Annotated in this window: 15 protein-coding genes, 5 tRNA genes and 3 rRNA genes; 13 read left to right on the forward strand and 10 right to left on the reverse strand. The window is 62.7% G+C overall.

Annotated features, from left to right (window positions below; all coding sequences use genetic code 11):
- The first annotated feature begins 207 nt into the window (after window positions 1-207).
- A complete protein-coding gene (locus ABD05_RS07205; protein ID WP_047899566.1) occupies window positions 208-2,478 on the forward strand; it encodes an NADP-dependent malic enzyme in 2,271 nt (756 codons plus the stop codon).
- Window positions 2,479-2,616: 138 nt separating this feature from the next.
- Here the strand turns inward: ABD05_RS07205 and ABD05_RS07210 are convergent, their stop codons facing one another.
- Complete coding sequence (locus ABD05_RS07210) at window positions 2,617-6,207, reverse strand: indolepyruvate ferredoxin oxidoreductase family protein (protein WP_047899567.1); 3,591 nt, start codon at window positions 6,205-6,207, stop codon at window positions 2,617-2,619.
- A 319-nt stretch (window positions 6,208-6,526) separates the two neighbouring features.
- Between ABD05_RS07210 and ABD05_RS07215 the strand changes: the two genes are divergently transcribed.
- Window positions 6,527-6,721: a hypothetical protein gene (locus ABD05_RS07215; protein WP_047899568.1), complete on the forward strand. Its 195-nt coding sequence runs from the start codon at window positions 6,527-6,529 to the stop codon at window positions 6,719-6,721.
- A gap of 120 nt (window positions 6,722-6,841) precedes the next feature.
- Here the strand turns inward: ABD05_RS07215 and hppD are convergent, their stop codons facing one another.
- Window positions 6,842-7,939, reverse strand: coding sequence for a 4-hydroxyphenylpyruvate dioxygenase (gene hppD / locus ABD05_RS07220; protein ID WP_047899569.1), 1,098 nt, complete (start codon window positions 7,937-7,939; stop codon window positions 6,842-6,844).
- A gap of 213 nt (window positions 7,940-8,152) precedes the next feature.
- On the opposite strand from hppD, the gene ABD05_RS07225 reads away from it, so the two are divergent.
- Entirely contained in the window at window positions 8,153-8,677 is a 525-nt protein-coding gene (locus tag ABD05_RS07225; RefSeq protein ID WP_047899570.1) for an Lrp/AsnC family transcriptional regulator, read from the forward strand.
- Between the two features lie 72 nt (window positions 8,678-8,749).
- Here ABD05_RS07225 and ABD05_RS07230 read toward each other — a convergent pair whose 3' ends face one another.
- The 8 genes from ABD05_RS07230 to paaA form a co-directional block, all read right to left on the reverse strand.
- On the reverse strand, window positions 8,750-9,397 hold the full coding sequence (locus ABD05_RS07230; RefSeq protein ID WP_047899571.1) for a GNAT family N-acetyltransferase: 648 nt from the start codon (window positions 9,395-9,397) through the stop codon (window positions 8,750-8,752).
- A 244-nt stretch (window positions 9,398-9,641) separates the two neighbouring features.
- Complete coding sequence (locus tag ABD05_RS07235; protein WP_047899572.1) at window positions 9,642-10,247, reverse strand: TetR/AcrR family transcriptional regulator; 606 nt, start codon at window positions 10,245-10,247, stop codon at window positions 9,642-9,644.
- Between the two features lie 16 nt (window positions 10,248-10,263).
- Window positions 10,264-11,088, reverse strand: a complete 825-nt coding sequence (locus ABD05_RS07240) for a DUF1835 domain-containing protein (protein WP_047899573.1) — start codon at window positions 11,086-11,088, stop codon at window positions 10,264-10,266.
- Between the two features lie 128 nt (window positions 11,089-11,216).
- Window positions 11,217-12,356: a 1,2-phenylacetyl-CoA epoxidase subunit PaaE gene (paaE, locus tag ABD05_RS07245; RefSeq protein ID WP_047901115.1), complete on the reverse strand. Its 1,140-nt coding sequence runs from the start codon at window positions 12,354-12,356 to the stop codon at window positions 11,217-11,219.
- 31 nt (window positions 12,357-12,387) lie between these two features.
- The gene (paaD, locus tag ABD05_RS07250) at window positions 12,388-12,951 is read right to left on the reverse strand and encodes a 1,2-phenylacetyl-CoA epoxidase subunit PaaD (protein ID WP_047899574.1); all 564 of its coding nucleotides are present in this window, start codon (window positions 12,949-12,951) and stop codon (window positions 12,388-12,390) included.
- 25 nt (window positions 12,952-12,976) lie between these two features.
- A complete protein-coding gene (gene paaC, locus ABD05_RS07255; RefSeq protein WP_047899575.1) occupies window positions 12,977-13,780 on the reverse strand; it encodes a 1,2-phenylacetyl-CoA epoxidase subunit PaaC in 804 nt (267 codons plus the stop codon).
- Between the two features lie 10 nt (window positions 13,781-13,790).
- Window positions 13,791-14,075, reverse strand: a complete 285-nt coding sequence (paaB, locus tag ABD05_RS07260; protein ID WP_034188015.1) for a 1,2-phenylacetyl-CoA epoxidase subunit PaaB — start codon at window positions 14,073-14,075, stop codon at window positions 13,791-13,793.
- Between the two features lie 44 nt (window positions 14,076-14,119).
- Window positions 14,120-15,118: a 1,2-phenylacetyl-CoA epoxidase subunit PaaA gene (gene paaA, locus ABD05_RS07265; RefSeq protein ID WP_047899576.1), complete on the reverse strand. Its 999-nt coding sequence runs from the start codon at window positions 15,116-15,118 to the stop codon at window positions 14,120-14,122.
- A gap of 199 nt (window positions 15,119-15,317) precedes the next feature.
- Here paaA and ABD05_RS07270 point away from each other — a divergent pair, with 199 nt between their 5' ends.
- The 10 genes from ABD05_RS07270 to tuf all read left to right on the forward strand — a co-directional run bounded on the left by ABD05_RS07270 (window position 15,318) and on the right by tuf (window position 26,231).
- Complete coding sequence (locus ABD05_RS07270; RefSeq protein WP_047899577.1) at window positions 15,318-16,583, forward strand: SGNH/GDSL hydrolase family protein; 1,266 nt, start codon at window positions 15,318-15,320, stop codon at window positions 16,581-16,583.
- 575 nt (window positions 16,584-17,158) lie between these two features.
- Window positions 17,159-18,691: ribosomal RNA gene (locus ABD05_RS07275) — 16S ribosomal RNA — on the forward strand.
- 62 nt (window positions 18,692-18,753) lie between these two features.
- A tRNA-Ile gene (locus ABD05_RS07280) sits at window positions 18,754-18,830 on the forward strand.
- A 42-nt stretch (window positions 18,831-18,872) separates the two neighbouring features.
- Window positions 18,873-18,948 (forward strand) — tRNA-Ala (locus tag ABD05_RS07285).
- A gap of 302 nt (window positions 18,949-19,250) precedes the next feature.
- Window positions 19,251-22,132: ribosomal RNA gene (locus ABD05_RS07295) — 23S ribosomal RNA — on the forward strand.
- 131 nt (window positions 22,133-22,263) lie between these two features.
- Window positions 22,264-22,376: ribosomal RNA gene (gene rrf, locus ABD05_RS07300) — 5S ribosomal RNA — on the forward strand.
- Together the 16S, 23S and 5S rRNA genes with 2 tRNA genes alongside form the textbook arrangement of a ribosomal RNA operon.
- Window positions 22,377-24,672: 2,296 nt before the next feature.
- A tRNA-Tyr gene (locus ABD05_RS07305) sits at window positions 24,673-24,758 on the forward strand.
- Window positions 24,759-24,802: 44 nt separating this feature from the next.
- Window positions 24,803-24,876: transfer RNA gene (locus ABD05_RS07310), tRNA-Gly, on the forward strand.
- A 25-nt stretch (window positions 24,877-24,901) separates the two neighbouring features.
- Window positions 24,902-24,976: transfer RNA gene (locus ABD05_RS07315), tRNA-Thr, on the forward strand.
- Window positions 24,977-25,040: 64 nt separating this feature from the next.
- Window positions 25,041-26,231 (forward strand): elongation factor Tu, encoded by a 1,191-nt coding sequence (gene tuf, locus ABD05_RS07320; protein ID WP_017333531.1) that lies wholly within the window; start codon window positions 25,041-25,043, stop codon window positions 26,229-26,231.
- The last annotated feature ends 19 nt before the right edge of the window (window positions 26,232-26,250 follow it).

The following is a 26,250-nucleotide window of genomic DNA, read 5'->3' on the forward strand; positions in this document are numbered from 1 at the left end:
TCATGCGCGGGGTGTACACTAGGCGACCCTTAGAAATCGTTCAGTACTTTGTACTTTCCTCTTGCCACCCGCCAAGGTTCGATGGCGCGCCGACCCGGCGCGTCGCGTGCCGTCTCTCAGTCGACCATCCCCTCGATTCAAGCAGACGCGGCCGAAGGTGCTGTGTACTGAACCGTCAAAATTTCGCATGTCTCTCGCAGGTCAATCATGGACGAACAACTGAAGCAGGCCGCTCTCGCTTATCACCTGAACCCGAAACCCGGCAAGATTTCGGTCACCCCGACCAAGCCGCTGTCGAACCAGCTCGATCTGTCGCTCGCGTATTCGCCGGGCGTCGCCGCGGCGTGCGAGGCGATCCACGCCGATCCGCTCGACGCGCAGAAGTACACGTCGCGCGGCAACCTCGTCGGCGTCATCACGAACGGCACGGCCGTGCTCGGCCTCGGCAACATCGGCCCGCTTGCCGCGAAGCCGGTGATGGAAGGCAAGGGCTGCCTCTTCAAGAAATTCGCGGGCATCGACGTGTTCGACATCGAACTGTCGGAGTCCGACCCCGACAAGCTCGTCGAGGCGATCGCGATGCTCGAGCCGACGCTCGGCGGCATCAACCTCGAGGACATCAAGGCGCCGGAATGCTTCTACATCGAGCAGAAGCTGCGCGAGCGCATGAAGATCCCCGTTTTCCACGATGACCAGCACGGCACCGCGATCATCGCGTCGGCCGCGATCCTGAACGGCCTGAAGGTCGTCGGCAAGAAGCTGTCCGAAGTGAAGCTCGTGTGCTCGGGCGCCGGCGCCGCGGCCATCGCGTGTCTGGACCTGCTGGTGAACCTCGGCCTGACGAAGTCGAACATCCTCGTCGCCGATTCGAAGGGCGTGATCTACGAAGGGCGCGGCAATCTCGATCCGTCGAAGCAGCGTTATGCGGCGACCACCGACGCGCGCACGCTCGCCGACGCGATCGTCGGCGCGGACGTGTTCCTCGGCTGCTCGAGCGCGGGCGTGCTGAAGCAGGACATGGTCAAGACGATGGGCGACCGGCCGCTGATCCTGGCGCTCGCGAACCCGGAGCCGGAGATCCGCCCGGAAGACGCGAAGGCCGTGCGCCCGGACGCGATCGTCGCGACCGGCCGTTCGGACTACCCGAACCAGGTCAACAACGTGCTGTGCTTCCCGTTCATCTTCCGCGGCGCGCTCGACGTCGGCGCGACGACGATCACGGAAGAAATGAAGCTCGCGTGCGTGCGCGCGATCGCCGAGCTGGCCCAGGAAACCGACCAGAGCGAGGAAGTCGCGAAGGCGTATGAAGGCCACTCGCTCGAATTCGGGCCCGACTACCTGATCCCGAAGCCGTTCGACCCGCGCCTGATCATCAAGATCGCGCCGGCCGTCGCACAGGCCGCGATGGATTCGGGCGTCGCGACGCGTCCGATCCAGGACATGGACGCGTACCGCGAGCAGCTCGGTGCGACCGTCTACCGCACCGGCATGGTGATGCGCCCGGTGTTCGCGACCGCGAAGAAGAAGCAGGCCCGCATCGTGTTCGCCGAGGGCGAGGACGAGCGCGTGCTGCGCGCCGCGCAGTTCGTGCTGCAGGAAAAGATCGCGCAGCCGATCATCGTCGGCCGTCCGTCGGTCGTCGAGATGCGCCTCGCGAAGATCGGCTCGAAGCTGAAAGCCGGCGTCGACTTCGAAATCGTCAATCCGGAAGACGACACGCGTTACCACCGCTACTGGCAGGCGTACCACGACATCGCCGCGCGCGACGGCGTGACGCCGGAAGTCGCGAAGGCCGCGATGCGCAAGTTCAACACGCTGATCGGCGCGATGCTCGTGCACCTGGGCGACGCGGACGGGATGATCTGCGGGATGATCGACACGTTCCACAGCCACCTGAAGTTCATCGAGCAGGTGCTGGGCCGTGCGAAGGGCGCGGAGCACTTCGCGGCGATGAACCTGCTGATGCTGCCGGGCCGCAACCTGTTCCTGTGCGACACGTACGTGAACGAGCTGCCGAGCGCCGAACAGCTCGCCGACATGACGATCCAGGCCGCGGCCGAGATCGAGCGTTTCGGCATCGCGCCGAAGGCCGCGCTGCTGTCGAACTCGAACTTCGGCAGCGCGCCGTCGGCGTCGTCGCGCCGGATGGCAGAGGCTCGCAAGCTGATCGCCGAACGTGCGCCGAACCTGGAAGTCGACGGCGAAATGCACGGCGATGCGGCGCTGTCGGAAGTGATTCGCAAGCAGGCATTCCCGGGCACGACGCTGTCCGGCGAAGCGAACCTGCTGATCATGCCGAACGTCGAAGCCGCGAACATCGCGTACAACCTGCTGAAGATGGTCGGCGGCGAAGGCGTGACGGTCGGCCCGTTCCTGCTCGGCGCCGCGCAGCCGGTCCACATCCTGACGCCGGCCGCGACCGTGCGCCGGATCATCAACATGACGGCCGTTGCCGCCGCGAACGTGAACACGAAGTAAGTTCTCGCCCGCGTGTGCCGCGCTTCAGGCGCGGCGCAATGAAAAACGCCACGGAACCTGCGTTCCGTGGCTTTTTTTTATCGTGAACCGCTGCCGGCGCGGGCGGGCGTCCGAACCGCGAACGCCCGCCGCGCGCCGTTACGCGACCTGCTGGTGCGACTGGCCGCCCGTCGGCGAACGCCACTTCGCGAGCAGCGTGTCCCACTTCTGGCGTACCGCGCGCAGGTTGTTCTCCTTCACGTGGCCGTAGCCGCGAATGCCGTCCGGCAGCGCCGCGAGCTCGAGTGCGAGCGGGCGGTTGGCCGCGTTCAGCTTGGCCGTCACCTCGTCGATCAGCGCTTCGTACTCGCCGATCAGCGCACGCTCGGTGCGGCGCTCCTCGGTACGGCCGAACGGGTCGAGCCCCGTGCCGCGCAGGAACTTCGCCTTCGCGAGCCACCGGAACGCCGACATCATCCACGGGCCGTACGCCTTCTTCACGAGATGGCCGTGCGCGTCCGTCTTCGCGAACAGCGGCGGCGCGAGGTGGAATTTCAGCTTCCAGTCGCCTTCGAACTGCGCGGACAGGCGTGCGAGGAACGCGGGATCGGACTGCAGCCGCGCGACCTCGTATTCGTCCTTGTACGCCATCAGCTTGAACAGGTTGCGCGCGACCGCTTCGGTCAGTTGCTCCTGCACCGTGTCGCCGTCCGCCAGCGCGCGCTCGGCCGCGCGCACCTTGTCGACGAACGCCGCATAGCGCGATGCGTACGCGGCGTTCTGGTACGCGGTGAGGAATTCCACGCGCTTCGCGATCAGCGCGTCGACCGCCTTCTTCGTGTGCAGCGCGATTACCGTGGCGCCTTGCGCGGGGCGAGCATCGCCGGCCGCGGCGTGCTTCACGCTGGCCAGGTCGTACGCGGCGCGCCGGCCCCAGTCGAAGGCCGCGCGGTTCTTCTCGACCGACACGGCGTTCAGCTCGATCGCGCGTTCGAGCGACGCGAGCGTGAGCGGCAGCCAGCCCTTCTGCCACGCGTAGCCGAGCACGAACGGGTTCGTATAGATCGCGTCGCCGAGCAGCGCGACCGCGAAACGGTTCGCGTCGATGAAATCGACGGCTTCACCTGCTGCCGCGCGGATGTCATTCTCCGCGGACACGCCGGGGAACGCCCAGTTCGGGTTCTTGATGAACTCGGCGGTCGGCGTCTGCGCGCTGTTGACGACCACGCGCGTCGTGTCGTGCCGCATCCGCGACGTGCACTCGTCGCCGGCCGTGACGATCGCGTCGCAGCCGATCACGAGGTCGGCTTCACCCATCGCGATCCGCGTCGCGTGGATATCGGTCGGCGCGTGCGAGATCTGCACGTGGCTCATCACGGCGCCGCCTTTCTGCGCGAGGCCCGTGACGTCGAGCACGGTCACGCCCTTGTTCTCGAGGTGCGCGGCCATCCCGAGCAGCGCGCCGATCGTGACGACGCCCGTGCCGCCGACGCCCGTGACGAGCACGCCGTACGCGCGGTCGATGTCCGGCAGCGTCGGTTCCGGGATCGGCGGCAGTGCGGCGCCGTCGACCGAAACCGCCTTCGGCTTCTTCAACTGGCCGCCCTCGACCGTGACGAAGCTCGGGCAGAAGCCCTTCACGCACGAGAAGTCCTTGTTGCAGCTCGACTGGTTGATCTGGCGCTTCGTGCCGAATTCGGTTTCCAGCGGCTCGACCGACAGGCAGTTCGACTGCACCGAGCAGTCGCCGCAGCCTTCGCACACCGCTTCGTTGATCACGACGCGCTTGGCCGGGTCCGGATAGGTGCCGCGCTTGCGGCGGCGGCGCTTCTCGGTCGCGCAGGTCTGGTCGTAGATCAGGATCGTCGTGCCGGCGATCTCGCGCAGCTCGCGCTGAATGTCATCGAGCCGGTCGCGGTGATGGATCGTCACGCCCGGCGCGAGCAGCGCCTTCTGGCTGTCGTACTTCTCCGGCTCGTCGGTGACGATCACGATCTTCTTCGCGCCTTCGGATGCGAGCTGGTGCGTGATCTGCGGTACCGTCAGCACGCCGTCGACCGGCTGGCCGCCCGTCATCGCGACCGCGTCGTTGTAGAGGATCTTGTAGGTGATGTTCGCCTTCGACGAGATCGCCGCGCGCACCGCCAGCAGGCCCGAGTGGAAATAGGTGCCGTCGCCGAGGTTCGCGAACACGTGCTTCTCGTCCGTGAACGGCGCCTGGCCGATCCACGGCACGCCTTCGCCGCCCATCTGGCTGAAGGTGCTCGTGCTGCGGTCCATCCACACGGTCATGTAGTGGCAGCCGATGCCGGCGATCGCGCGCGAGCCTTCCGGCACGTTGGTCGACGTGTTGTGCGGGCAGCCCGAGCAGAACCACGGCTTGCGCTCGGTCTGCACGTGCGGCTTCGCGAGCGCCATTTCCTTCGCGTTGATCACCGCGAGCCGCGCGGCGATGCGCGCGCGCACGTCGGACGGCAGCTCGAACTTCTCGAGGCGCGTCGCGATCGCCTTCGCGATGATCGCGGGCGACAGCTCGTAGTGCGCGGGCAGCAGCCAGTTGCCCATCGGCACCGACCATTCGCCGCCGGCGCCGTCCTTCTCGTCGAACTTGCCGAACACGCGCGGCCGTTGCCCGTCGGGCCAGTTGTACAGCTCTTCCTTGATCGCGTATTCGAGGATCTGGCGCTTTTCCTCGACGACGAGGATTTCGTCGAGGCCGCGCGCGAATGCCTGCGCGCCCTGCGCTTCGAGCGGCCACACGCAGCCGACCTTGTAGAGCCGGATGCCGATCCGCGCGCAGGTTTCGTCGTCGAGGCCGAGGTCGGTCAGCGCCTGGCGCACGTCGAGGTAGGCCTTGCCGCCGGTCATGATCCCGAAGCGCGCGCTCGGCGAGTCGATCTCGATCCGGTCGAGCTTGTTCGCGCGCACATACGCGAGCGCCGCGTACCACTTGTAGTCGAGCAGCCGCGCTTCCTGCACGAGCGGCGGGTCGGGCCAGCGGATGTTCAGGCCGCCGTCCGGCATGATGAAGTCGGTCGGCAGCACGATCTCGGTGCGATGCGGGTCGATGTCGACCGACGCCGACGATTCGACGACGTCCGTCACGCACTTGAGCGCGACCCACAGGCCCGAATAACGGCTCATCGCCCAGCCGTGCAGGCCGAAATCGAGATATTCCTGCACGTTGGACGGGAACAGCACGGGCAGCCCGCAGGCCTTGAAGATGTGTTCGGACTGGTGCGCGAGCGTCGACGATTTCGCCGCGTGGTCGTCGCCGGCGAGCACCAGCACGCCGCCGTGCTGCGACGAGCCGGCCGAGTTCGCGTGCTTGAAGACGTCGCCGGTACGGTCGACGCCCGGGCCCTTGCCGTACCACATGCCGAACACGCCGTCGTGCTTCGCGCCGGGGTACAGGTTCACCTGCTGCGAGCCCCACACGGCGGTGGCGGCCAGATCTTCGTTGATGCCGGGCTGGAAGACGATCTGGTGGGCCGCCAGGTACTGCTTGGCTTTCCATAGCGACAGATCGAGGCCGCCGAGCGGCGAGCCGCGATAGCCGGAGATGAAGCCGGCCGTATTGAGACCGGCGGCGCGGTCGCGTTCCTGCTGGAGCATCGGCAGGCGCACGAGGGCCTGGATGCCGCTCATGTACGCGCGACCGCGTTCCAGTGTGTATTTGTCATCAAGCGTGACGGACTTCAGCGCGGCTTCTAGCGACGCGCGTTGGTCTGCGTCTAGCGGGGCATTCATTAACAGTCTCCTCCACCCAGTTTGGGATCACCAAAACTCGACTGCTCCGGCGTCTTGTGAACGCGTCGGCAGTGGCCGGCATATTGGCCGGTTTTAAGCGATGGTAGCACTGGGGCAAACCCGCCGCCCGTCGGCCAAAATGTGGCGGCGCACCAGGGGAAAAAGGGCGCGATGATGCGTTACATCATGTAAATGCATGTAAAGCCGGCGCCATTTGCGGGCAAATGCCGTTAATCTTGTCGGCCTGCCGGAGGTGCCCGGCCGCGTTGGTTCGTTTCGACGCAATCGGGGAGGCGCCGGCAGTCTTACAGGAGGTGCAATGAACACACGTCATATCCAGAGTTTCCTGATCGTGTCCGCCGCGTTTTTCGCGATGACCGGCCCGGTGCGCGCGCAAGGCGCGAGCGTACTGGCGGCAGCCGGCGCGCAGATGCGCCAGATCGTGCCGGCCCAGGATGCCGTCGCGCAGCCGGCGGCCGAGCGCGTCGTCAAGTCGAAGGCGAACGCGCGTTGATCCGGTCGCGCGGCCTGCTGGCCGCGCCGCTAAATGCGAAAAGGGCGGGAATCCGAGGATTCCCGCCCTTTTTCTTTATGCAGCCGGCCCGGGTTGCCCCGGGCCGGCGCGCCGGACGCGTCAGGCCTTGTCCTGCACGACGCCGCGGCGGATCTGGTCGAGCTCGATCGATTCGAACAGCGCCTTGAAGTTGCCTTCGCCGAAGCCCTGGTTGCCCTTGCGCTGGATGATCTCGAAGAAGATCGGCCCGATCTGGTTCTCGGTGAAGATCTGCAGCAGCAGGTCGTCGCGCGCGCCGTCGATCAGGATCTTGCGCTTCTTCAGTTCGTCCAGCGATTCGCCGTGGTCCGGCACGCGGCGGTCGACCAGCTCGTAATACGTGTCGATCGTGTCGAGCAGCTTCACTTCCTTGCCGCGCAGCCCGTCGACCGCGCCGTAGATGTCGTTCGTGCCGAGCGCGATGTGCTGGATCCCTTCGCCGTGGTACGCGTCGAGGTATTCCTGGATCTGGCCGGCCGTGTCCGAGCCTTCCTCGTTGATCGGGATGCGGATCTTGCCGCACGGCGACGTCATCGCCTTCGACTTCACGCCCGTTACCTTGCCTTCGATGTCGAAGTAGCGCACTTCGCGGAAGTTGAACAGGCGTTCGTAGAACTCAGCCCACTCCTGCATGCGGCCGCGATGCACGTTGTGCGTCAGGTGGTCGATGTAGGTGAGGCCGTGGCCGACCGGGTTCGGGTTCGCGCCGGCGATCGGCTCGAAGTCGACGTCGTAGATGCTGATGTCGCCGATCGAGCCCGGCTGCGCGCCGTTCTTGCCGCGCCAGCGGTCGACGAAGTAGATCAGCGAATCGCCGATGCCCTTGATCGCCGGGATGTTCAGCTCCATCGGGCCCGTCTTGTTGTCGAAGCCCCATGCGCCGAGTTCGAGCGCGTGCTTGTACGCCTTCGCGGCGTCCTCTACGCGAAACGCGATCGCGCAGATCGACGGGCCGTGCAGGCGCGCGAAGCGTTGCGCGAACGAATCGGGTTCGGCGTTGATGATGAAGTTGATGTCGCCCTGGCGGTAGACCGTCACGTCCTTGTGGCGATGGCGCGCGATCGCGGTGAAACCCATCCGTTCGAACAGTTGTCCGAGCGCTTTCGGGTCCGGTGCCGTGTATTCGATGAATTCGAAGCCGTCGGTGCCGACGGGGTTGTCCCAGTTGGGGATCTGCATGTCGTGTCTCCTGTGCGGGGCGATCGGCCGGGGCGACGTGCGCGTGCCCGGCCTGGTTCGATGTCGAAGGCGGCGCACGCGTCGGCGTGCGCAACGAATCGGTACATGCGACAGAGTGTAGCGGGCGGTCGCGAGCGGAAACTTGCGAACTTAATCGTCCATGCCTACGATGACGCAATTTCCAGTCTCTAAATAATCATTGGAGGGCAGAAGATGGCGCAAGTCGAATTGGATGCCATCGACCGGCGGATTCTCGCGATTCTTCAGGAGAACGGGCGCCTGTCGAACCAGGAGATCGCCGAGCGCGTGAACCTGTCGCCGAGCCCGTGTCTGCGGCGGATCCGGCGGCTCGAGGAGATTGGCGTGATCACCGGCTATGTCGCGCTGCTGGATCCGCAGAAGCTCGGGCTCGACCTGCTCGCTTACGTGAGCGTGCGGCTCGAGAAGCGCGGCGGCCTGGCGCCGGTCCGGGTCGACGAGACGTCGGCGCGCGCGGGCGCGACCCATGCAGAGCTGTTTCGCGCGGCCGTGCAGACGTGGCCGGAAGTGGTCGCGTGCCACGCGATGACGGGAGACATGGATTACCTGCTGCGCGTGCAGGTCGAGGACATGGCGCATTTCTCCCGCTTCGTGCAGGAGCATTTGCTGCATCACCCGTCGGTCATCGACGTGAAGACGAGCTTTTCGCTCGAATGCTTCAAGGAGACGACGGCGTTGCCGATTCGTTCGGTGCGCTAGCTGTGCACCCCGCGGCGGGGAGAGGGGAAAAGGGGGCCGGGCGCGCGGCAGGCGCGGCCCGGTCGGCCGATATTACGCCGTCAGCGCGGCGGGCATCAGCGATTCGATGAACTTCGACGTACGGTGCGCCTGGCGCTTGAGCGCGTAGTCGAACACCGCCGCCTGTTCCTGCAGCATCTCGGCGATGATCGTCGAGTGGTCGGCCGGCGGCAGCGACAGGTACGCATCGGCTTCGCCGTACGCGTACTCGATCCGCATCCCGGACTTCTTCGCGATGTGCATCATCGTCGCGTTACGCGACAGGCAGTGCATGTACAGCATCGTCACGTGCGTGTTGCGGCTGCGGATCGCCGCGCGCTCGAACAGCTTCGAGCCGACGCCGCGGCCGCGTGCGCTTTCGAGCACCGACACGCCGAATTCGGCCGTGCGCTTGTCGCCCTCGGCCGGCAGGTAGGCCAGGTGGCCGACGCCGATCAGTTCGAGTTCGTGGTCGAACACGCCGAACACGGTGTCGCGACCGAAGTCGATCGTGCGGACATAGTTCTCGATCACGTGGTCGGGCACCATCTGGCCGAAGCGCAGCAGGCGGTCCTCTTCGTCGAGCGAGAGAAAGTGGGTGAGCATCTGCTCACGGTCTTTGGAAGCCAGTTCCCTGACGAGAACCGGCGCACTACCGGCGGTGCCGACGACATCGGCAGGGCCGTTCAATTGCGTGTTCATCGTGGGTTCCTCAATGTGTGACCGTACAGCGGGTTGTGCAACGCAACAGCATTTTACCCGACCGTCGGCCCTCGGATTGGGGAAAACCCGTATTTAACCTTATTTATGCTGGAGGATGAATTCTAAATCCGCTTAGTTAATCTTGTAGCTATTTGATTTTTAACGAATTTAAAATTCATCATATGAAATGCGCGGCGGGCGGTCGCAGTGTGCCCGTCGTGCAACGCTTGCTGCTGTGCGGCAATCAGGGCGCCGTCGACAGTCCGCGTTCGATCAGGTCGATCACCTGCTCGGCGAAGTCGCGGTAGCCGAGACGGCCGCCCGGCTTCAGCCACGTGAACGTCCAGTTGATCATCCCGAACACCATCATCGTCACGGATGTCTGGTTTTCCTTCGAGATGCGGTCCGGGTACGCACGCGCGAGCTGCCGCGTGAACGCGGCGACGATATCGCGCTGGCGGTCGAGCACGATCTCGCGCTGCGCGTCCTCGAGATACTTCACGTCGTTGAGCAGTGCGACATGACGGCTGTGCGACGTCTCGTATTCGGCGAGGAACGCGCGCACGAGCTCGGCGAACGCGTCGCGCTCGGTGAGGCCGCGCCGCTGGCTCGCCCCTTCCACCTCGGCGATGATCAGCATCAGCCGCTTCGTGTAGCGGTCGAGCAGGTCGAACAGGATCGCTTCCTTGCTCTCGTAATAGTGATAGAGGCGTGCCTTCGACGTGCCGCTCGCGGTTGCGAGATCGGACATCGACGTGCTCGGGTAGCTCGTCTGCGCGAATTTCTCGGCGGCGAGATCGAGGATCTGCTCGCGCTGGGATTCGTGGTCGGGCGCTCGGGTACGGGCCATGGTCGAATGCGGAAGATTAGCGGTGCGTGGTGGCCGCGCGGGCCGCGCGCACCTGCGTGGAGGAGAGGGCGTCAGGCGCGTCGTCCTGCAGCTCGAGCCTGCCGGCTGCCGCGAGTTCGCGGCAGCGCCACCAGGCGATCGAGTCGCTGACGAACAGGCCGCCGCGGTCGGCGTCGGCCATGATGCCGCCGACGAGGCGCCGCGCGGGCAGCCAGTCGGTTTCCGCGCGCGCGACGATCAGCGCGTCGAGATCGGCGTAGTAGCCGCTCTTGATCGTGTTGCTGACCCAATAGCGAAGTTCGGCGTTCAGGTGCTTCGCCTCCTGCCACTCGAGCGCGAGGCGGCCGATGCGCAGCACCGAGATCGGCGCGGCCACCGGCCGTTTCCGCGCGAGTTCCGCGGGCGAGAACATCCCGGTCGAGCACGCCTGGTCGGTGCGCGACAGCGACGCGCGCTGCGCCGAGTCGAGATCGGCGGCCGACAGCCGCACCTCGTTCAGGCGCTGCGGGACATTGCGCAGGTGATAGGCGACGCGGCGCAGCAGCAGCTTGTCGCCGACGCTCGGCGCATGCCAGACGACCACCTGGCCCGACTCCATCGCGAGCTGGTCGAGGCGCGCGAATTCGTCTTCGATTTCCGCGTTCCAGTCGGGAATCTGGTCGCCGAGCACGCGCTGCCAGAAGGCGGCACGCGTGTCGGGCGTCTCGTCGGCGCCCTTGAGCGGCCCGACGCCGAGATCGTCGAGCAATCCGACGACGCGCTCGTCGCGTCCGGCTTGCGCGAGTGCCTCGCACAGCGACGCGGCGGCGGTGCCGCCCTGAATCACATGAATGGTACTCATCGGCCTGTCGTCAACAAAAGAAAACCGCCGGCCGGGCGGACGTTGCGATGTCCAGCCGGCCGGCGGCCCCTAGTGTAAGCGAGATGTGTGACGGCGAGAAACCGTCCGGCGCCGCGACGCGATGCCGCTCAACGTTCGTCGTAGCTCACGACGACCTTGTCGCTGACCGGGTGGCACTGGCACGTCAGCACGAAACCGTCCTTCACTTCGTGCTCCTCGAGCGTGTAGTTCTTCTCCATCCGCACTTCGCCTTCGATCACCTTCGCGCGGCACGTGCAGCACACGCCGCCCTTGCACGCGTAAGGCAGCGCGAGGCCCGCACGCAGGCCGACATCGAGCAGGCTCACGCCTTCGTACGGCAGGCGCAGCTTGCGCTTCTTGCCGTCGAGCACGATTTCCAGGTCGGCGGCCGGCGTCTGGTCGGTGATCTCGACGACCGGTGCGCCAGCCTGCGGCAGCGGCGTGCCGAAGCGCTCGACATGCACCTTCGCCTGCGGCACGCCAGCTTCCTTCAGCGCCGCTTCGGCCGCGTCCATCATCGGCGCGGGGCCGCAGATGAACGCCTCGTCGATCGCGTCGGCCGGCATCAGCGTAGCGAGGAATTCCGCGCATTTCGCCTGGTCGAGCACGCCGTTGAACAGCTCGACGTCCTGCTGGTCGTCCGACAGCACGTGATAGAGGACGAAGCGGTTCATGTAGCGGTTCTTCAGGTCCTCGAGCTCCTCCGCGAACATGATCGCGTCGACGCTGCGGTTGCCGTAGATCAGCGTGAACGTGCTGCGCGGCTCGAGTTCGAGGGTCGTCTTCACGATCGCGAGCACGGGTGTGATGCCCGAGCCGCCGGAAAACGCGATGTACTGCTTGCCATGGTCGGCATTCAGGTGCGTGAAGAAGCGGCCGTCCGGCGTCATCACGTCGATCGTGTGGCCCGGCTTCAGCGTATCGAATGCGAAGTTCGAGAAGCGGCCGCCGCGCACGCGCTTGATGCCGATGCGCAGTTCGCCGTCGCGGTCGTAGTCCGTCGTACCGACGCAGATCGAATACGAGCGGCGCGTTTCCTCGCCGTCGATGTGGGTCTTCAGCGTGACGAACTGGCCCTGCGTGAAGCGGTACGCGTCGCGCAGCTCCGGCGGCACGTCGAAGGAGACGGTAACGGCGTCGGCGGTCTCGGGCCGCACGTCGCGGATACGCAGCGGATGAAATTGCGGGGTCGACGACGACCCCCGTCGGGCCGCCCCAAGGGGGGCGTCCGCCCCCTCGGGGGGCAGCGAACGAAGAGAGCGTGGGGGCTGTTTCATCTCAATAAGGTTTGAAGTAGTCGAAGGGTTCGCGGCAGTCGACGCAGCGATACAGCGCCTTGCAGGCCGTGGACGCGAATTGCGCGAGACGCTCGGTGCGGGCGGAGCCGCAGCGCGGGCACGCGGGCGCCGCGACGGGCCGCGGCACGAAACGCACGACGTTTTCCCGCGGCGCGGCGCTGCCGCACTGGCCGACCGGCGGCGCGATGCCGTACGCGCGCAGCTTGTCGCGCGCTTCCTGCGTGATCCAGTCGGTCGTCCATGCGGGCGCGAGCACCGTTTCGATCCGGTGCGGCGGGAGGTCGGCCGCCTGCAGGGCGGCAGCGACGTCCTCCGCGATCTGCGACATGGCCGGGCAGCCCGAGTAGGTCGGCGTGATCACGACTTCGAGCAGGCCGTCGTCCGCGCGGCGGACGTCGCGCAGGATGCCGAGCTCGCGGATCGACACGACCGGGATCTCCGGATCGGGCACGGCTTCCAGCACGTCCCATGCGCGGGCGAGCAGCGGATCGTCGTGACGCGCGGCGGGCGCGGCGTCGGCGGGGGCGGCGGTCTGGACGGACATCGTTGGGCTCCGTGGCGTTGGCCGGTTACCAGGTCGCGCCGGGGTGCTGGCGCGCGAGGCTCTGCATTTCTGCGAGCAGATAACCCATGTGCTCCGAGTGCTCGCCCTGCTTGCCGGTCGTCACATGCATCACGGGCGCCGGCAGCGTGAGCGTCGCCTCGGCGAGCGCATCGTCGACGTCCGCGCGCCATGCGGCTTCGAGCGTGGCAGGTGCCGGGCCGATGCCCGGTGCGGCGATCGCGTCGTCGATTGAATCGGCCGCGAAGAATTCGCGCGTGTACGGGGTCAGGTAGTCGAGCGCATCCTGCGCGCGACGGTGCGATTCGTCGGTGCCGTCGCCGAGGCGAACGAGCCACTCGCGTGCGTGCTGCACGTGATAGCGGGTTTCCTTCACGGATTTCGCGGCGATCGCGGCGAGCTGCGTGTCGGTCGACGTTTCCAGCGCGGTCCACACGTGCAGCATCAGCGCCGCGTAGAGGAAGTTGCGCACGATCGTCACCGCGTAGTCCTTGTCGGCGTGCGCGGTGCCGGAGACCGGGCCGTAGTGCGGCAGCTCGGCGAGCGTGAAGTTCGCGAACTCGCGCTCGGACCGGAAGTACGCGTAGTCGTCCTCCGTCTTCGTCGCGCCGGTGAGCTGGCGCTCGAGTTCGGCCGCATGCGTATACAGCATGCGCGCCTGGCCGACGAGGTCGAGGCTCATGTTGGTGAGCGCGATGTCTTCCTCGAGGATCGGGCCGTGGCCGCACCATTCGGCGTTGCGCTGACCGAGGATCAGCGCGTTGTCCGCGAGGCGCAGCACGTAGGAGAGGTGTTCGGGCGTGATCGTCATGGCGCGGGCGTTACATGTGGTTGACTTCGTCGGGCAGCGTGTAGAACGTCGGGTGACGGTAGATCTTGTCGCCCGCCGGCTCGAACAGTTCGGCCTTCTCGTTCGGATCCGATGCGGTGATCGCCGACGACGGCACCACCCAGATGCTCACGCCTTCCTGGCGGCGCGTGTAGACGTCGCGCGCCATGCGCAGCGCCATCGTCGCGTCGGCGGCGTGCAGGCTGCCGCAATGCTTGTGGTCGAGGCCCTGCTTGCTGCGCACGAACACTTCCCAGATCGGCCATTCCTTGTTCATCACTTTCTCCTGATTCCCTGATTCCTGAATTCGATGGTTGCCGCTCAGGCGGCGTGCTGTTCGGCGCGGGCGCGGCGCTTCGCTTCGTGCGCGAGCGCGGCTTCGCGCACCCATGCGCCGTCCTCGTGCGCTTTCACGCGGGTCGCGAGGCGTTCCTTGTTGCATGGGCCGTCGCCGTTGACCACGCGCCAGAATTCGTCCCAGTCGATCGTGCCGTAGTCATGGTGGCCGCGCGCGTCGTTCCACTTCAGGTCGGGATCGGGCAGCGTCACGCCGAGCACCTTCGCCTGGTCGACCGTCGCATCGACGAACTTTTGCCGCAGGTCGTCGTTCGAGATCCGCTTGATGCCCCATTTCGCAGACTGGCTGCTGTGGACCGAGTCGGCGTCGCTCGGGCCGAACATCATCAGCACCGGCCACCACCAGCGGTTCACGGCCTGCTGGACCATCGCGCGCTGCGCGTCGCTGCCCTTCATCATCGACAGCAGCGCGTCGAAACCCTGGCGCTGGTGGAACGACTCTTCCTTGCACACGCGGATCATCGCGCGTGCGTACGGGCCGTACGTGCAGCGGCACAGCGGGATCTGGTTCATGATCGCGGCGCCGTCGACGAGCCAGCCGATCACGCCGACGTCGGCCCAGGTCGGCGTCGGGTAGTTGAAGATGCTCGAGTATTTCGCCTTGCCTGCGTGCAGCGCGTCGATCAGCGAATCGCGCGATACGCCGAGCGTTTCGGCCGCGCTATAAAGATAGAGGCCGTGGCCGGCTTCGTCCTGGACCTTCGCGAGCAGGATCGCCTTGCGCTTCAGGCTCGGCGCGCGCGAGATCCAGTTGCCTTCCGGCAGCATGCCGACGACTTCCGAATGCGCGTGCTGCGAGATCTGGCGAACCAGCGTCTTGCGATAGGCGTCGGGCATCCAGTCTTGCGGTTCGATCTTCCCGTCCGCGGCCATCACTGCATCGAACCGCGCCTGCTCGGGCGACTCGGCTGCGGCGTCGAGTGGCGCGACGTTGCCGGGGATGTCGAGGGATTGCGTGTACATGGCGAGGTTCTCGTCCGGTTGAATGTGTGCGAAGTATAAACCAACCGACCGGTCGGTTAATAAATTTCTTGTGGAATTGCGGTGAGACTCGGGTAAACGAGGGGCGTCGGGGCGCGATCAGGCGGCACAAGCGCAGTCCGGTGCGGGAGCCCCGCGTCTTCTGCGGCACAATGCCCGCTTTCCGATGAGGATTTTGCCGATGTCATTCCGAAGCAGTTTCGTCGCGGCCGTGCTGGGCGCGGCCGTTTTCGTGTCGCCGCTCGCGGCTTCGGCCGCGCCGGCAGGATGGGTCGCCGCGTGGGCGACCGCGCTGCAGCCGATTCCCGACCTTGCCGCGCCGCCGCCGCTCTATCGCGCACCCGATATCGCCGGGCGGGCCGTGCGCCAGATCGTCTACCCGACGGTGTCGGGGCGGGCAGCACGGATTCGCGTGAGCAATGCATACGGTCACGCACCGCTGGTCGTCGAGGCTGCGAGCCTCGCGCGCGCCGGCGACGGCGCTGCGCTCGCCGGCGGCGCGGCCGTGCCGGTCCGGTTCGGCGGCAAGGCGGCAGTCACGCTCGCACCGGGCCAGGAACTCGAAAGCGATCCGGCTGCGATCGACGTGACGGCGGGGCAGCCGTATGCAATCAGTCTGCAGATGGGACCGAATCAACGGATGACGGTCTGGCACCGCGTGTCGAACCAGTTCAACTATGTCTCTGCGCCGGGCGATCACGTGAACGATCCCGGCGCCGCTACGTTCCGCACCCGTTTTACCCAATATGCATGGGTGACCGAGCTGGCCGTCGAGGCCGGTTCCGCGCGTGCCAGCGTAGCCGCGATCGGCGATTCGATCACCGACGGACTGCGTTCGAGCGTGAACCGGAACCGCCGCTGGCCGGACGCGTTGGCGCGTCGGCTGACGGTGTCGGGCGCCGATTCGATCGGTGTCGTGAATCTGGGCATCAGCGGGAACCGGCTGCTCAGCGATTCCGCGTGCTACGGCACGTCGCTGGCGTCGCGGTTCGAGCACGATGCGCTGTCGCGCGCGGGCGTGAAGGCCGCGGTCGTGCTGATCGGGATCAACGACATCAACTTCGCGGCGATGCCGCCGCGCGCGGGGCTCGATTGCGACCATCCGCATACGCAGGTCACGGCCGCGTCGCTGATCGACGGCTATCGCCGGCTGATCGAGGCGGCACACCGCCAGGGCGTGAAGGTCTTCGGTGCGACGCTTACACCGGCCGGGCTGCCGGCCGGACGCGAGGCGATCCGGCTCGAGGTGAACCGGTGGATCCGGAGCGGCGGCGGGTTCGACGGCGTGGTCGACTTCGATGCGGTGCTGCGCGATCCGGCGCGCCCGAGCGTGCTGCAGCGCCGATATGACAGCGGCGACGGCATTCATCCGAGCGACGCCGGTTACACGGCGATGGCCGACGCAGTGCCGGTCGAACAGTTGCAGGCTGCCGTGGGCGGCAAGTGACGCGCTCGCTCCTACTATATATAGAGGGTGAAGCGTTGCCGGCGGCCTGGAGGTCAACGGTGGCGCCCGGCCCGTCGGGCCCCAAGCCTCCGTGCGCGCCAGCGCACGGAGGCTTTTCAAAATAATTTCACAAAGGGCTTGCGGAGATGGAGGCGGGTGCTTAGAATCACGCCTCTTTCGCGCTAACGGAAACGCGGCGCGGGAGAGGGGAAGCGAAGTCGGTGGTGTGCAGCAGGTTGGGCGCACGGCTGGCGAAGGAAGATGAACCTCGCAGTCGCAACGAAGCAGTTTAAAAAGTTGTTGACGATCTGCGAAACACGGTTCATAATCTCGCTTCTCTGCTGCTGAAAACGCAGCGCTGCTGAGAAACACGATGTTCCTCGCAGAAATGCTCTTTAAAAATTAACAGCCGATAAGTGTGGGCGCTTGATGGAAGCGAGCTGATCCTCGGATCAGATAGCAAAAGTATCAAGAGTCTCACACTAAAGTAAGTCAGGTTTATGAAGCAATTCATATACCTGTCAGCTTTGAGTGAGCGACCGGTTCTTAACCGAACCGAAAACAGTAACAGGTTTAAACTGAAGAGTTTGATCCTGGCTCAGATTGAACGCTGGCGGCATGCCTTACACATGCAAGTCGAACGGCAGCACGGGTGCTTGCACCTGGTGGCGAGTGGCGAACGGGTGAGTAATACATCGGAACATGTCCTGTAGTGGGGGATAGCCCGGCGAAAGCCGGATTAATACCGCATACGATCTACGGATGAAAGCGGGGGACCTTCGGGCCTCGCGCTATAGGGTTGGCCGATGGCTGATTAGCTAGTTGGTGGGGTAAAGGCCTACCAAGGCGACGATCAGTAGCTGGTCTGAGAGGACGACCAGCCACACTGGGACTGAGACACGGCCCAGACTCCTACGGGAGGCAGCAGTGGGGAATTTTGGACAATGGGCGAAAGCCTGATCCAGCAATGCCGCGTGTGTGAAGAAGGCCTTCGGGTTGTAAAGCACTTTTGTCCGGAAAGAAATCCTTGGTTCTAATATAGCCGGGGGATGACGGTACCGGAAGAATAAGCACCGGCTAACTACGTGCCAGCAGCCGCGGTAATACGTAGGGTGCGAGCGTTAATCGGAATTACTGGGCGTAAAGCGTGCGCAGGCGGTTTGCTAAGACCGATGTGAAATCCCCGGGCTCAACCTGGGAACTGCATTGGTGACTGGCAGGCTAGAGTATGGCAGAGGGGGGTAGAATTCCACGTGTAGCAGTGAAATGCGTAGAGATGTGGAGGAATACCGATGGCGAAGGCAGCCCCCTGGGCCAATACTGACGCTCATGCACGAAAGCGTGGGGAGCAAACAGGATTAGATACCCTGGTAGTCCACGCCCTAAACGATGTCAACTAGTTGTTGGGGATTCATTTCCTTAGTAACGTAGCTAACGCGTGAAGTTGACCGCCTGGGGAGTACGGTCGCAAGATTAAAACTCAAAGGAATTGACGGGGACCCGCACAAGCGGTGGATGATGTGGATTAATTCGATGCAACGCGAAAAACCTTACCTACCCTTGACATGGTCGGAATCCTGCTGAGAGGTGGGAGTGCTCGAAAGAGAACCGATACACAGGTGCTGCATGGCTGTCGTCAGCTCGTGTCGTGAGATGTTGGGTTAAGTCCCGCAACGAGCGCAACCCTTGTCCTTAGTTGCTACGCAAGAGCACTCTAAGGAGACTGCCGGTGACAAACCGGAGGAAGGTGGGGATGACGTCAAGTCCTCATGGCCCTTATGGGTAGGGCTTCACACGTCATACAATGGTCGGAACAGAGGGTTGCCAACCCGCGAGGGGGAGCTAATCCCAGAAAACCGATCGTAGTCCGGATTGCACTCTGCAACTCGAGTGCATGAAGCTGGAATCGCTAGTAATCGCGGATCAGCATGCCGCGGTGAATACGTTCCCGGGTCTTGTACACACCGCCCGTCACACCATGGGAGTGGGTTTTACCAGAAGTGGCTAGTCTAACCGCAAGGAGGACGGTCACCACGGTAGGATTCATGACTGGGGTGAAGTCGTAACAAGGTAGCCGTATCGGAAGGTGCGGCTGGATCACCTCCTTTCCAGAGCTTCTCGCAAAATTGAGCGCTCACGCTTATCGGCTGTAAATTAAAGACAGACTCAGGGGTCTGTAGCTCAGTCGGTTAGAGCACCGTCTTGATAAGGCGGGGGTCGTTGGTTCGAATCCAACCAGACCCACCAATGTCTTGTCTGGCGGTAGTACCTGAGGATATCTGTACTCATGGGGGCATAGCTCAGCTGGGAGAGCACCTGCTTTGCAAGCAGGGGGTCGTCGGTTCGATCCCGTCTGCCTCCACCAATCTTCAATGGGAAGCGTTTGGATCGCACGAAAGTGACGTGTGAGACGAGCATTTGCCATTGGCGATTGAGCCAGTCAGAGTGATACGTAGTATGTATCGGCTGTCGTTCTTTAACAATCTGGAAGAAGTAAGTAATTTGGATAGCGGAAGCGTCTTGAGATGGACGTGAAAACTATCCGGGTTGTGATTGTATCGATGTATCTCAAGATGATTCGAACTCTATGTTTGACTCAATTTTGGAATACGGCACAACGCGAGAACTCAACCTGTAGCGACTGTCGATGAGACAGACTCGTTATAGGGTCAAGCGAACAAGTGCATGTGGTGGATGCCTTGGCGATCACAGGCGATGAAGGACGCGGTAGCCTGCGAAAAGCTACGGGGAGCTGGCAAACGAGCTTTGATCCGTAGATGTCCGAATGGGGAAACCCGGCCCTTTTGGGTCATCCTAGACTGAATACATAGGTCTAGTGAAGCGAACGCGGTGAACTGAAACATCTAAGTAACCGCAGGAAAAGAAATCAACCGAGATTCCCAAAGTAGTGGCGAGCGAAATGGGATGAGCCTTGCACTCTTTATTTGTATTGTTAGCCGAACGCTCTGGAAAGTGCGGCCATAGCAGGTGATAGCCCTGTAGGCGAAAACAGTATGAAAGAACTAGGTGTGCGACAAGTAGGGCGGGACACGTGAAATCCTGTCTGAAGATGGGGGGACCATCCTCCAAGGCTAAATACTCGTGATCGACCGATAGTGAACCAGTACCGTGAGGGAAAGGCGAAAAGAACCCCGGGAGGGGAGTGAAATAGATCCTGAAACCGCATGCATACAAACAGTCGGAGCCTCGTAAGGGGTGACGGCGTACCTTTTGTATAATGGGTCAGCGACTTACGTTCAGTAGCAAGCTTAACCGTATAGGGCAGGCGTAGCGAAAGCGAGTCCGAATAGGGCGTTCAGTTGCTGGGCGTAGACCCGAAACCAAGTGATCTATCCATGGCCAGGATGAAGGTGCGGTAACACGTACTGGAGGTCCGAACCCACTAACGTTGAAAAGTTAGGGGATGAGCTGTGGATAGGGGTGAAAGGCTAAACAAACTTGGAAATAGCTGGTTCTCTCCGAAAACTATTTAGGTAGTGCCTCGTGTCTCACCTTCGGGGGTAGAGCACTGTCATGGTTGGGGGGTCTATTGCAGATTACCCCGCCATAGCAAACTCCGAATACCGAAGAGTGCAATCACGGGAGACAGACATCGGGTGCTAACGTCCGGTGTCAAGAGGGAAACAACCCAGACCGCCAGCTAAGGTCCCCAAATATAGCTAAGTGGGAAACGAAGTGGGAAGGCTAAAACAGTCAGGAGGTTGGCTTAGAAGCAGCCACCCTTTAAAGAAAGCGTAATAGCTCACTGATCGAGTCGTCCTGCGCGGAAGATGTAACGGGGCTAAGCTATATACCGAAGCTGCGGATGCGTGCTTTGCACGCATGGTAGGAGAGCGTTCCGTAAGCCTGCGAAGGTGCGTTGAAAAGCGTGCTGGAGGTATCGGAAGTGCGAATGCTGACATGAGTAGCGATAAAGGGGGTGAAAGGCCCCCTCGCCGTAAGCCCAAGGTTTCCTACGCAACGTTCATCGGCGTAGGGTGAGTCGGCCCCTAAGGCGAGGCAGAAATGCGTAGCTGATGGGAAGCAGGTCAATATTCCTGCACCATTGTTAGATGCGATGGGGGGACGGATCGCGGAAGGTTGTCCGGGTGTTGGAAGTCCCGGTCGCTGCATTGGAGAAGGCGCTTAGGCAAATCCGGGCGCGGAATTCAAGGGTGTGGCGCGAGCTCCTTAGGGAGCGAAGCAATTGGAAGTGGTTCCAAGAAAAGCCTCTAAGCTTCAGTCTAACGATGACCGTACCGCAAACCGACACAGGTGGGCGAGATGAGTATTCTAAGGCGCTTGAGAGAACTCGGGAGAAGGAACTCGGCAAATTGGTACCGTAACTTCGGGATAAGGTACGCCCTTGTAGCTTGATGCGCCTGCGCGCAAAGGGTGAAGGGGTTGCAATAAACTGGTGGCTGCGACTGTTTAATAAAAACACAGCACTCTGCAAACACGAAAGTGGACGTATAGGGTGTGACGCCTGCCCGGTGCCGGAAGATTAAATGATGGGGTGCAAGCTCTTGATTGAAGTCCCGGTAAACGGCGGCCGTAACTATAACGGTCCTAAGGTAGCGAAATTCCTTGTCGGGTAAGTTCCGACCTGCACGAATGGCGTAACGATGGCCACACTGTCTCCTCCCGAGACTCAGCGAAGTTGAAGTGTTTGTGATGATGCAATCTACCCGCGGCTAGACGGAAAGACCCCATGAACCTTTACTGTAGCTTTGCATTGGACTTTGAACCGATCTGTGTAGGATAGGTGGGAGGCTATGAAACCGGAACGCTAGTTTCGGTGGAGCCGTCCTTGAAATACCACCCTGGTTTGTTTGAGGTTCTAACCTTGGCCCGTGATCCGGGTCGGGGACAGTGCATGGTAGGCAGTTTGACTGGGGCGGTCTCCTCCCAAAGCGTAACGGAGGAGTACGAAGGTACGCTAGGTACGGTCGGAAATCGTGCTGATAGTGCAATGGCATAAGCGTGCTTAACTGCGAGACCGACAAGTCGAGCAGGTGCGAAAGCAGGTCATAGTGATCCGGTGGTTCTGTATGGAAGGGCCATCGCTCAACGGATAAAAGGTACTCTGGGGATAACAGGCTGATACCGCCCAAGAGTTCATATCGACGGCGGTGTTTGGCACCTCGATGTCGGCTCATCTCATCCTGGGGCTGTAGCCGGTCCCAAGGGTATGGCTGTTCGCCATTTAAAGAGGTACGTGAGCTGGGTTTAAAACGTCGTGAGACAGTTTGGTCCCTATCTGCCGTGGGCGTTGGATATTTGAAGGGGGCTGCTCCTAGTACGAGAGGACCGGAGTGGACGAACCTCTGGTGTACCGGTTGTCACGCCAGTGGCATCGCCGGGTAGCTATGTTCGGAAGAGATAACCGCTGAAAGCATCTAAGCGGGAAACTCGCCTTAAGATGAGATATCCCTGGGGACTAGATCCCCTTGAAGGGTCGTTCGAGACCAGGACGTTGATAGGTCAGGTGTGTAAGCGCAGTAATGCGTTCAGCTAACTGATACTAATTGCCCGTAAGGCTTGATCCTATAACAAGTCTGTTTCGGCTCCAGTGATGTGAGCCAGGACTAGTTGGATTCTCGTGTGTGATACACACAACTCAAAATTACTGCTTCTTCCCGATTGGTCGCGTTGCGAAGCAACGTGACAACCCTCTTTGCCTGATGACCATAGCGAGTCGGTCCCACCCCTTCCCATCCCGAACAGGACCGTGAAACGACTCTACGCCGATGATAGTGCGGATTCCCGTGTGAAAGTAGGTAATCGTCAGGCTCCCTAAGCCAAGAACCCCCGCCCGAACAGGCGGGGGTTTTTGCATTGGCGCGGACAAAATGCAGGCCGGCCGGGCAACGGGCTGTGCGCTCGGAGCCGGGGCGCCGAAGGCGTTGATCCGAGCATTGCAGTCCGCCCACACGATCGGACAGGACACGTTCAGGCCAATCATCAGGTCGGCCCACACGATGGCGGCTCGAGATGCTGTGACCAGCATCGGTCCATCTACTCTCGCCGCGACGGCGATAAGACCGGCAATCTGGTCGATCAAACAGCCGGCATATTCTTCGCTGTAACCTCCTTCGCGGATCCGCCCATCGCCGGGGGGCGGTCCGGCGTAGCGCCGTCTTACCTTCGAACGATCAGTCATCTCATCGTAATCGCGGGTATATTGAATGCATCCTCGGCCAAAATCGCAATGATCATCCAGCAGTTTCAGGGTGCCCCATGTGTCCCCTGTCACCATATCTATCGCACCGACAGCCAACATGAAGAATCATCCAGCGATCACTGATCGGACCGCGTCGTTCGCGTGAGTCAATAACTGCCGCATGACCGATTTTCAGGGGTGTTCTTGCGGAAAGTCTTGAACAACCGGTGCCAGTGAAGTTGCGCGGCTGTGCAGCATCAAGTTCAGCGTCGTGTCGCTATCGAGCGTCATTTCACGATCAAAATCGCTGCTTCTTCTCGAAAATTGACTTATTGGGCGCGAAAGAAGCTGCGTGGCCGGCGGCAAGAAGTCGGGTAGCGACGCCATCGCAGTGGCACGTGTGAGCTCGTGAGGCGGCTGCCCTCAGAAATCCGCACTCTGTTGCTCTTGATCGGCAAAGGCCGACAGTCTCGCAACACGTTGATCTCCTCGGCGGGCGAATAGGTAGCGAGGCAGCGCCGCCGAAGCGGTCCCGACCTTCACCCGTCAACGCGAAGTGCGTACCGCCGGCGTCGATGCGGTCGACCGCATCGTGCATGCGGTTGTCGAATCGCCGAGCGCAGAGTGCTCGCCGGTGGAAACCGCCGGATCGTGTTCCAGCCTTGATCCTGAAACAGCACGAACATCGCGGGGCAGCGAGTGGCGGCCGTCGGCGACTGCGCGTCGCAGGTCAGCTATCCGGTGTCCTCGGATGCATGAGGCGCGGCGAAAGCTCCTGCGTCGCAGCCAACGCAGGCATCCGCGTTCCGTTGAACGAGACGGGCATCGTACGGACAGGCGGGATGCCGTGTGTACCCCGTGGAATCGCTGCGATAGGCATGAGCAGATGCCGATCTTGGCCGGTTTGCACGGCGGGGCGCCGCATTGCTGAACGTTCGCCGTGACTGCATCGCCGAAGTTGCGAGGCAATCCGGTGCGTGGACGCATAACGTCGCTAGGTAGCAGCTGCAGCATGTCGAGGCGGGCTGGGCTGCCGGACACATCTTGTGGCCTGTCATTGCTGGCGCCTGCGGCGACGCGGTACACCGGCATCGTTGAGCAGCCACGCGTACGCGATTGCATTCTTGCTCATGGGGCGCGCCTGCGGCGCCGCTACGTTTGTCGCGCCAAGGCGGCCGGCGTCGACGACAAGTTTCAGCCGCTCATAGGCAGCAAGTGCGGCGACCTCCTTCGGACGCCCGGGAGCGTGGCCGCCGGCCAATGCCTATTGGCGGATCCTCGCGATCGTGCTCGAGCAACACCAGCCATCTGCCGGGCCGGCGGCATGTGCGGTCAGGACCATGAAGACCATCACAAGAGCGAGCAGGCGCACGAGGATTTGTCTCGGGAGCGGGCACGCGACTCGGGACGGTATCGCGCCTTCCGACGAAGTCGGCTAAGCCGGGGAGGGGAAGAACCGCGATTCCTTGCTGGAAGCGCGAGCCAGGTTTCAGATGCGACTGCCGGGAAACGCGTGAAATCCCTGCCGTGTTTACCGCCCACTGGTCGCGACCAGGCAACTCGCAGTGCCGGATACGAAGACCCTGTTTCCTGTCGATAACGAGGCTGAAAGCCGCCGCGAACACCAGGCGTGGGATCGTCGAAGCTGCCCGGCACGAAATTTGCGGAAATTTTGCGTCTACCCGCTTGGCATTGTGCGCGAGAGGTCGTATCATGGCGGTCTTTCGTTTTTAGCGCAGATGCAGATCGGCGCTGAAGGCGGAGTCTGACGAAGATGCGGCGCCGATCGGCAATATCTCGTGCTTGCCTTAGCCGGGCAAGGGCGGAGGATCGGTGGTAGGGCAAGGGTCGGGAAGAGAGTGAAAATAATCTTCCGGATGTGCTTGACAGGAGTGCGATGCACCCCCATAATCGTCAGTTCTCTACGGAGGGGTGCCCGAGTGGCTAAAGGGGGCAGACTGTAAATCTGTTGGCTTACGCCTACGTTGGTTCGAATCCAACCTCCTCCACCAAGAACATCAGCTGAAAGAGCGGTAGGGAATCGTTAGTAGCCCGTGCGGGTGTAGCTCAATGGTAGAGCAGAAGCCTTCCAAGCTTACGACGAGGGTTCGATTCCCTTCACCCGCTCCAGACCGTGAAGTTGAAGCGTAAAAGCGCCCATGTGGCTCAGTGGTAGAGCACTCCCTTGGTAAGGGAGAGGTCGGCAGTTCGATCCTGCCCATGGGCACCAGCAGTACAAGTCAGTGTCTGTTTGCGCGCGGCGCAACCTGTGAAATTCCTTTTGGGAGTCGAAAATGGCCAAGGGTAAATTTGAGCGGACCAAGCCGCACGTGAACGTTGGTACGATTGGTCACGTTGACCACGGCAAGACGACGCTGACGGCAGCGATCACGACGGTTCTGACGAAGAAGTTCGGCGGCGAAGCGAAGGCATACGACCAGATCGACGCGGCACCGGAAGAAAAGGCGCGCGGCATCACGATCAACACGGCACACGTCGAGTACGAAACGGCTAACCGCCACTACGCACACGTCGACTGCCCGGGCCACGCTGACTACGTGAAGAACATGATCACGGGCGCGGCACAGATGGACGGCGCGATCCTGGTTTGCTCGGCAGCAGACGGCCCGATGCCGCAAACGCGTGAGCACATCCTGCTGGCGCGTCAGGTTGGCGTTCCGTACATCATCGTGTTCCTGAACAAGTGCGACATGGTGGACGACGCTGAACTGCTCGAGCTGGTCGAGATGGAAGTTCGCGAACTCCTGTCGAAGTACGACTTCCCGGGCGACGACACGCCGATCGTGAAGGGTTCGGCGAAGCTGGCGCTGGAAGGCGACACGGGCGAGCTGGGCGAAGTGGCGATCATGAACCTGGCCGACGCGCTGGACACGTACATCCCGACGCCGGAGCGTGCAGTTGACGGCGCGTTCCTGATGCCGGTGGAAGACGTGTTCTCGATCTCGGGCCGTGGTACGGTGGTGACGGGTCGTGTCGAGCGCGGCATCGTGAAGGTCGGCGAAGAAATCGAAATCGTCGGTATCAAGCCGACGGTGAAGACGACCTGCACCGGCGTTGAAATGTTCCGCAAGCTGCTGGACCAAGGTCAGGCAGGCGACAACGTTGGTATCCTGCTGCGCGGCACGAAGCGTGAAGACGTGGAGCGTGGCCAGGTTCTGGCGAAGCCGGGTTCGATCACGCCGCACACGCACTTCACGGCTGAAGTGTACGTGCTGAGCAAGGACGAAGGCGGCCGTCACACGCCGTTCTTCAACAACTACCGTCCGCAGTTCTACTTCCGTACGACGGACGTGACGGGCTCGATCGAGCTGCCGAAGGACAAGGAAATGGTGATGCCGGGCGACAACGTGTCGATCACGGTGAAGCTGATCGCTCCGATCGCGATGGAAGAAGGTCTGCGCTTCGCAATCCGCGAAGGTGGCCGTACCGTCGGCGCCGGCGTCGTCGCCAAGATCATCGAGTAAGCCAGTTATTCGTTGATCG

The organism is Burkholderia pyrrocinia (assembly GCF_001028665.1).
Taxonomy (GTDB): Bacteria; Pseudomonadota; Gammaproteobacteria; order Burkholderiales; family Burkholderiaceae; genus Burkholderia; species Burkholderia pyrrocinia.